Origin of the sequence: Kitasatospora sp. NPDC059571, from assembly GCF_042735675.1 — a bacterium.
Lineage (GTDB): Bacteria > Actinomycetota > Actinomycetes > Streptomycetales > Streptomycetaceae > Kitasatospora.
Window position 1 is genome coordinate 1 of sequence record NZ_JBHWBW010000446.1, and the last position, 6,501, is coordinate 6,501.

At 76.1% G+C, this 6,501-nt stretch carries 6 protein-coding genes; 4 read left to right on the forward strand and 2 right to left on the reverse strand.

Features of this window, described 5'->3' with window-relative positions; genetic code table 11:
* Window positions 1-9: 9 nt before the first annotated feature.
* From ACFV0G_RS32395 to ACFV0G_RS32405, 3 genes are all read left to right on the forward strand, one after another.
* Complete coding sequence (locus tag ACFV0G_RS32395) at window positions 10-843, forward strand: sterol carrier family protein (protein ID WP_380555738.1); 834 nt, start codon at window positions 10-12, stop codon at window positions 841-843.
* Window positions 844-867: 24 nt separating this feature from the next.
* A complete protein-coding gene (locus ACFV0G_RS32400) occupies window positions 868-1,590 on the forward strand; it encodes a maleylpyruvate isomerase family mycothiol-dependent enzyme (protein ID WP_380555728.1) in 723 nt (240 codons plus the stop codon).
* Window positions 1,591-1,687: 97 nt separating this feature from the next.
* Window positions 1,688-3,430 (forward strand): hypothetical protein, encoded by a 1,743-nt coding sequence (locus tag ACFV0G_RS32405; protein WP_380555730.1) that lies wholly within the window; start codon window positions 1,688-1,690, stop codon window positions 3,428-3,430.
* Window positions 3,431-3,488: 58 nt separating this feature from the next.
* Here the strand turns inward: ACFV0G_RS32405 and ACFV0G_RS32410 are convergent, their stop codons facing one another.
* Entirely contained in the window at window positions 3,489-4,373 is an 885-nt protein-coding gene (locus ACFV0G_RS32410; protein WP_380555732.1) for a DUF3152 domain-containing protein, read from the reverse strand.
* A gap of 200 nt (window positions 4,374-4,573) precedes the next feature.
* On the opposite strand from ACFV0G_RS32410, the gene ACFV0G_RS32415 reads away from it, so the two are divergent.
* Window positions 4,574-5,158, forward strand: coding sequence for a hypothetical protein (locus ACFV0G_RS32415; RefSeq protein ID WP_380555734.1), 585 nt, complete (start codon window positions 4,574-4,576; stop codon window positions 5,156-5,158).
* Here ACFV0G_RS32415 and ACFV0G_RS32420 read toward each other — a convergent pair.
* Window positions 5,140-6,168, reverse strand: a complete 1,029-nt coding sequence (locus ACFV0G_RS32420; RefSeq protein ID WP_380555736.1) for a hypothetical protein — start codon at window positions 6,166-6,168, stop codon at window positions 5,140-5,142. The genes ACFV0G_RS32415 and ACFV0G_RS32420 overlap by 19 nt on opposite strands.
* Window positions 6,169-6,501: the final 333 nt, after the last annotated feature.

Consider the following 6,501-nt stretch of genomic DNA (forward strand, 5'->3'; position numbering starts at 1 on the left):
CTGCGGGGTATGCCGCCCAGGAGCCGTCCCCGCCCCCGTACCTACGACCCGGCCAAGGTCCGTGCCGCGCTGGCCGCACAGACCGCGGCACTGGAGAAGGTCGTCGAGGGCCTCACCGACGAGCAGCTCGCCCGGCCGACCCGGCTCGGCGAGTGGACCGTCCGCGAACTGGTCGCCCATCTCGCGCTGCAGATCGGCTGGACCCCCCGGCACATCGGTGACATCCCCAACATCCCCACCGGCAAGCGCGAGTTGAGCCTCACCGAGTGGGTCTCCGGAGTGGTCGAGCTGGCCCCGCTGCTGGACGCCGGCACCCGCGAGCACGCCGCGTTGGCGTTCGACGGGGGGCCCGCCCAGGTGGCCGCCGCGTTCGCGGCGGAGGCCGACGCGCTGACCGCGCTGCTGACCGCGCCCGAATCCGCCGACCCGGCGCGGCGGTTCGAGATCCGGCTCGGCTCGATGACGTTGACCGACTTCCTGGTCACCCGGCTGGTCGAGACGGTGGTCCACGCCGACGACCTGGCCGACGCGCTCGGCCTGGACTCCTTCCCGCACGACCGGCAGGCGGTGGCCGCGGTCACCCGGCTGCTCGCCGACACCTTCGCCGACCGGGCACCGGGCGGCGCCGTCGAGCTGCGGATCCCGCCGTACGCCGTGGTGCAGGCCGTCGAGGGGCCGCGGCACACCCGGGGCACTCCGCCCAACGTGGTCGAGACCGACCCGCTCACCTGGATCCGGCTGGCCAGCGGGCGGACCGACTGGGCCGCCGCGGTGGACGCGGCCGACGTCGCCGCGAGCGGCGAGCGCAGCGATCTCGCCGGCCTGTTGCCGGTGCTGCGATGAGCCTGCGCCGGTACCCTCCGGAGCATGCCGACCTCTGACGAAATCGCCTACCAGTACGACCCGTTGGCCGCGCGATCCGCGCTCGCCGGCCAGGTCGAAGCGCTCCGCTCCGCGGTGCACGGCCTGACCGCCGCGGAGTTGGAGCTGCCGACCCGGCTGGAAGGCTGGCGGGTGCGGGAGTTGGTGGCGCATCTGGGCATCGTGCTGGAGTGGGTGCCGCGGTACCTGGACACGCCGGTGCCCGAGGGCGAGCCGCTGGCGCTGCTCGCCTGGGTGGGAGTGACCAGGACGGCGGCGGCCACCATCCTGGCGGGCGTCCAGGAGCACGCCGCCGAGTCCTTCGCCGGACCGCCGGCGGCCGTCGCCGAGGGCTTCGACGAGGCCGCGGACGCGCTGCTGGCGGTGCTGGACGGGCCCGCGGCCGAGCCGGGCCGGCTGATCGCCATGCGGTTCGGCCCGATGCTGCTCGCCGACTACCTGGTGACCCGGCTGGTGGAGTCGGTGGTGCACGCCGACGACCTGGCCGATGCGCTCGGCCGGGCGGCCGACTTCCCGCACGACCAGCGCGCGGTCGGGCTGGTGGCGGGCCTGCTGCGGACGGCGGCCGGTGCCGGGGACGACCCGCTGCGGGCGGACGGGCTGGACTGGATCCGGCTCGCCACCGGCCGCCTGGCCTGGGCGGATGCCGACGGGCTGCCCGGGTGGGCGCAGTCGGGGCTGGGGAAGGTGCTCCCGGTGATGGGCTGACCGCCCGTCGGATGCCGAGGCCCGGGTGCTGTGCCGAGGGGGTGACGGGCGGTAAGTAAGCTCATAGGCCTGCCGTTGGAGACGAGGGGACCAGGTCATGAGGGACGACGCGCACCGCCTACCGCCGCTCCGGGCGGGCCGACGCCCGGCCGGGCGCGCCCTGCTCGGGTGGCTGGCGGACGAGCGCGCACCGCGCCTGTGCCGGGTCGCCGGCTCGCCCGGGGCGGGCAAGAGCCACCTGCTGCGGTGGCTCGCCGAGGCCTGCGCGGACGAACGGGCCCCCGAGCAGCGCAGGGTGCACGCCGTCCTGGCCGGTGAGCGACTCACCGTCGACGCCGCCCTCTGGCTGCTGGGACGGCAGTTGGGCCACCTCATCCGGACCCCGGGCGACCTGGTGGCCGCACTCGCCGACGACGGGCGCCGGACGGTGGTCTGCGTCCCCGACCTCGGCCGGGCCGTCCACCCCTCCCAGTTGGTCGGTCAGCTGCTGCTGCCGATGCTCGACGCGGAGCACGTCCGACTGGTGGTCGAGGCCCCGGAGGGCGGTGCCGCCGCGGCGGCGTTCGGCACCGCGGTGGAGGCGGCGGTGCTCGACCTCGACCTGCCGCAGTGGACCGACCGGGAGCGGTTCGACGGCTGGGCCGCCGACCTCGGCCGGGACCCGGCCGGCTACCCCAGCCCCGCGACGGTGACCGGCCCTCCGGAGCGGACCGGGCGGGAGAGCGGCCGCGAGCTCATCGTCCGGGTGCCCCGCCACCCCGACGGCTCCCCGGACCTGCCCGCCGCCGGTCCCGACCTGCTGGGCGCGCTGTGGACGGCGGCCGCCCGCGAGGAGTCGGTGGACAGCCTCTTCAGTGACGCCCGCCTCCTGGTCCACGCGGACCCGGTGGCCGTCACCGCGGCCCTCGACGGCCTGGAGGGTGCGATCCCGCGGGCCTGGGCGGCGGCCGGACCGGCGGTGGTGGGCGAGGACGACCCAGGTGTCCGGGCGGCCGTGCTCCACACCCGGCTGCTGGGCATGGACGAGGACGCGGTGGAGCGGCTGGCGGCCGTCCCCGCACCGTGGCGGCCGGTCTGGGCGATGTGGCCGGAGTCCTCGTTCGGCTGGCCGGGACCGGTCTCCGGGATCGCGGTCGGCGCCGCCCGCTACGCCGGTCAGCTGCTGCTGGCCGACCCCGGCGGCGTGGTGCGGACCCTGGACGCGGCGAGCGGCCGCCCGCTGGCCCGGGTGGCCGGCTCGGACGCCGGGCCGCTGCGCGGGATGGCGGTCGGCTCGGACGGCTCGGTCCTGCTGCTGGACTCCCGGGGCGGCACCTCGGTGCTGCCGGACCACCCGGGGGCGCCCGCCGCGGCAGCCCTGGAGCAGGCGCTGGAGGCGCTGCGAGCCGAGGCGCCCGGTGGGCTGAGCGCCCTTGCGGTGTACGGACCCGGCGTGCCTGCGGTGGCCGACGACAGCGGCGCGGTGAGCTGGCTGCGGGCGGACGGCGTGGCGGTCGAGAAGCTGCACGAGGGGCCGGTGACCGCCCTGGACGGCTGCGCCGACCTGCTGGTCAGCGGCGGCTTCGACGGGGTCGTCCGGCTCTGGCGGGCCGCCGGTGCGGCCGGGACGGGCGAGCCCTTCGACGCCCGGCCCGGGCAGGTCGGCGCGCTCGCCGCCGCCGACACGGCCGACGGCCCGGTGGTCGCGGTGGGCTGGGCGGACGGCCTGGTGCGGATCCGCACCGCCGACGGCGCGCTGCTGCGCGAACTGCGGCTCGGCTCGCCGGTGTGGGCGCTGGCCCTGACCGACGGGCTGCTGGTGGCCGGCACCGCCGAGGGCGTCGCGGCGATCCGCCACTGAACCGGCGCGGGCCCGGTGCGGCCGTGCGGCCCGCCGGGCCGTCCGGCCGCGCGGGCGGCTACGGAACGGCCGGGCCGCTGATGTAGGTGCCGTCCGCGGTGTACGGCCAGGCATTGGGCAGGCAGCCGTTCAGGCCGTAGATCTGCTGCATCATCGCGGGCGCGAGCTTGCCCTTGCCGGGGCAGCCCTCGTGGCCGTGGCCGATCCGGTGGCCCACCTCGTGGTTGACGATCAGCGCCCGGTAGTCGTCCAGCGACCCGCTGAACTGGGGCGAACCGGTCAGCCAGCGCTTGGAGTTGACCATCACCTGCTTGCCCACGTCGCAGTTGACCTCGCCCTTGGTGTCGAGTCCGCCCGCGCCGCATATCTTGTCCGTGGTGTCGGGCGAGGCGATCCGCACGGTGAAGTCGTAGATGCCGTCGGAGACCAGCTTGAAGCCGTCCTTGCCGTCGGTCGTCCAGCTGCGCCTGTCGCCGAGGATCGCCTGCACCTGTGCGGCCGCGGCCTGCGGGTCGATCCCGATGCCGTCCTCGACCTCGACCTTGTAGCGGCGGACGGTGCCGTGGCCGACGGCCGAGCCGTTCGAGGTGGCCGCCGTGAAGCTGCCCTTGCCGCGCTCCTTGACCTGGGTCGCGCTCGGGCTCGGCGACGGGCTCGGGCTGGGGCTCGGGCTCGGCGACGCGGTCGTGGGGGCGGTGCTCGGGTCCGCTGCGCGGCTGCCGCCCAGCGGCGGGATCGGCCGGGCCTGTGAGGTGGCACCGCCGTCGTCCTGGCCGTTGCCGCCGTGCAGCACGACGAACGCCGTACCGCCGAGCAGCGCCAGCGAGCAGAGCACGGTGACGGTGAGGCGCCGCCGCCGGGCCTGGCGGCGGCGTCGCTCACTGCGCCTGGCACTGCGCCGACCGGGCGCGGAGGCTCTGCGGGTGGCGGGGGCTGCTGGCACGGGCTCGCTCTCTTGCCGGGGACAGAACGTGATGCTGCTTCAGGCCGATCTGTTCGACTCCGTCGGGCCACCCTCGCACGCCTCGGGGCCCGATGTCCACATACCGGGTATGCATGTGGCGGCCCTCCGGACCGCCCGGGCGGTGGTGTCCGGCCTCCCGCGCCTGGTAGGCATGGACGGTGCGTTTCGACACCGTTCCCATGCCGACCGAGGTCGGGGCCAGACCGCGGGACACCCGCGGCTACCCCGTCCCGGCCATCACCCCGTGGGAGGACGGCGAACCGCGGTTCGCCCTCACCGACCACGCCCGCAGCGCGGACTGCGCCCGTGGCCGGCTCTGCTCGGTCTGCGGCTCGCCGATGCCGGCCGGCCCGGTCTGGCGGGTCGTCGGCCCGGCCGAGACCGGGGCCATCGCCGAGGCGCTCGCGGCCGGCCGCCCCTACCGCAACCTGGCGCCGACCCTCGAGGGCCCGGGCCACCGGGCCTGCATGCTGTACGCCTCGATGGTCTGCCCCTACCTCGCCCGCCCGAACGCCCGCCGCGGCCTGTCCGCCGAGACCCCGGACGAGGCGACCGCGCACGTCGTGCGCGGTGCCGTCCGCGGCGGCAGCGGCGCCGTGGTCGGCTTCGCCGAGTACGAGTACGCGGTCACCGCGAACCAGGTGCTGTTCCGCTTCCTCGACCTGGTGGAGTTCCGTCCGCACGAGCAGGCCGACGTGCACCTGGAGGAGCTGCGGGCGGAGATCGCCCGCTCGGCGGGCGGCGGTCAGCTGCCCGCGCGGTAGGCCGGCAGACCCGCGTACGTCGAGACCAGGACCGGGGCCTTCGAGCCGTCGGCCGGCAGGGTGGCGATGCCCTCGGGCGTCCGCACGGCCAGCGTCCTGCCGTCCGGCGACCAGACCGGCTCGGTGTAGTCGGTGGTGGCCTTCGGGGTGAGGTCCTTGGCCTGGCTGCCGTCCAGCCGCTCGGTGAAGATGTGGTCGTGGCCGGCCACCGACCGGACGAAGACGACCTCCTCGGCGTTCGGGGCCAGCGCGGGCTGCGAGCCCTCCGCGATCTTGCCGCCCTGCTGGCGCAGGTAGTCGTCGCGGATGTAGACGGAACCGGTGGAGGCGTTGGCGTACACGGCGCTGCCGTGGTCGCCGCCGGTGTTGGGCCAGGCGTTGCCGGTCTGCGGCAGCGGCGGGACGTCGGGCTCGGTGCCGAGGCCGAGCACCTCGGGCACCCCGTTGACCGCGGTGGCCGACACGCCCTTCAGACGGGTCTCGCCGCCCTGGGCGACCGCGAAGAAGATGTTGTTGTGCGGCTCGACGTGGTTGACCTTGTCCTCGCCGGTGACCTGCCAGGCCGGGTGCGACCAGGTCTGGCCGCCGGGGTTGCGGGCGACGGTCACCTTGCCCGTGCCGTCCGGGTTGGACACCACCAGGTTGCCGGAGCCGTCGATGAACGCGGCCTTGCGTCCGTCCGGCGACCAGGAGAGGTCCCGGACGACGGTGCCGAAGTCCACCACGGTGCCGTTCATCACCACCTTGTTGGTACCGGTGCTGATGGTCAGCCGGCTGTTCGCCGTGCCGTTCAGGGTGCGGGTGGGGGCCGGCGAGGCGCCCGGCTTGCCGGTGGCGGCACCGCCGGGCTGCGCCGTGGCGGTCGGGGCGGCGGTCCCGGCCGTGCCGTCCGAGCCGTTCGCGCCGTTCGGGTCGCAGGCGGTCAGCAGGAGCACGCCGCCGGCGGTGAGGGCGGCGACCAGAGCGGTGGCGGCGGCGGTCGAACGGCGGCGGCGGTTGATCGCGGACATGTGACGGTCCCCCTGATGCGGTGCGGCTGGTGGCGGTGGGCCACGGTCCGCTCCTGCCCGCTCGATGACGGGGCGTCGGCCGTGCTCCTGGTAAGAGTGTTCCCAGGCCGCGTCCCCGAACGATCCGGCGGACGTCACCGTCGTGCAACACCGCGGCCCACCCGGGGGATTCGCCCTGTTTCGTCGCCGAACGGCCCGCGGGGCACCTCGTCCGCGGAGTGCCGGTGCGGGCCCCGAGCGCCCCCGGCCCCCACCCCCACCCGCCCGGCGCCCACGGGGCGCCCCCCCCACCCGCGCCCCGGGGGGAGCTCTCGCGCGGCGTGCAGAGGGACA

Bases quoted from the DNA above. Each gene is read 5' to 3' on its own strand.
- ACFV0G_RS32395 (WP_380555738.1), top strand. From the start codon at position 10: ATGCCGCCCAGGAGCCGTCCCCGCCCCCGTACCTACGACCCGGCCAAG.
- ACFV0G_RS32400 (WP_380555728.1), top strand. From the start codon at position 868: ATGCCGACCTCTGACGAAATCGCCTACCAGTACGACCCGTTGGCCGCG.
- ACFV0G_RS32405 (WP_380555730.1), top strand. From the start codon at position 1,688: ATGAGGGACGACGCGCACCGCCTACCGCCGCTCCGGGCGGGCCGACGC.
- ACFV0G_RS32415 (WP_380555734.1), top strand. From the start codon at position 4,574: ATGCCGACCGAGGTCGGGGCCAGACCGCGGGACACCCGCGGCTACCCC.
- ACFV0G_RS32420 (WP_380555736.1), bottom strand. From the start codon at position 6,168: ATGTCCGCGATCAACCGCCGCCGCCGTTCGACCGCCGCCGCCACCGCT.